Origin of the sequence: Jeotgalibacillus sp. ET6, assembly GCF_029667115.1 — a bacterium.
Taxonomy (GTDB): Bacteria; Bacillota; Bacilli; order Bacillales; family Jeotgalibacillaceae; genus Jeotgalibacillus.
On record NZ_JARUIU010000146.1, the window covers coordinates 1 to 261 of the forward strand.

Genomic DNA, 261 nt, shown 5'->3' on the forward strand with positions numbered 1-261 from the left:
CTGGATGTCTTCAGCTTTGGCGAGAATCAAAATTGCCTGGTAGGTAGCGTTGACCTGCTGTACCGCAACTCGTGGAACGAAGTGCGTACGCTGCACTTCAACGGCGAGCAATCGATGATCGAAGCCCTGAAAACTATTCTCGGCAAAATGCATCAGGACGCCGCACCGCCAGATAGCGTGGAAGTCTTCTGTTATAGCCAGCATCTGCGCGGGTTAATCCGTACTCGCGTGCAGCAACTGGTTTCTGAGTGTATTGAACTG

1 protein-coding gene is annotated in these 261 nt (G+C 52.1%); it reads left to right on the top strand.

Annotated features, from left to right (window positions below; all coding sequences use genetic code 11):
- Nucleotides 1-261: class I adenylate cyclase (locus tag P6709_RS20055; protein WP_278242657.1), on the top strand; the 261-nt coding region annotated here is incomplete at both ends.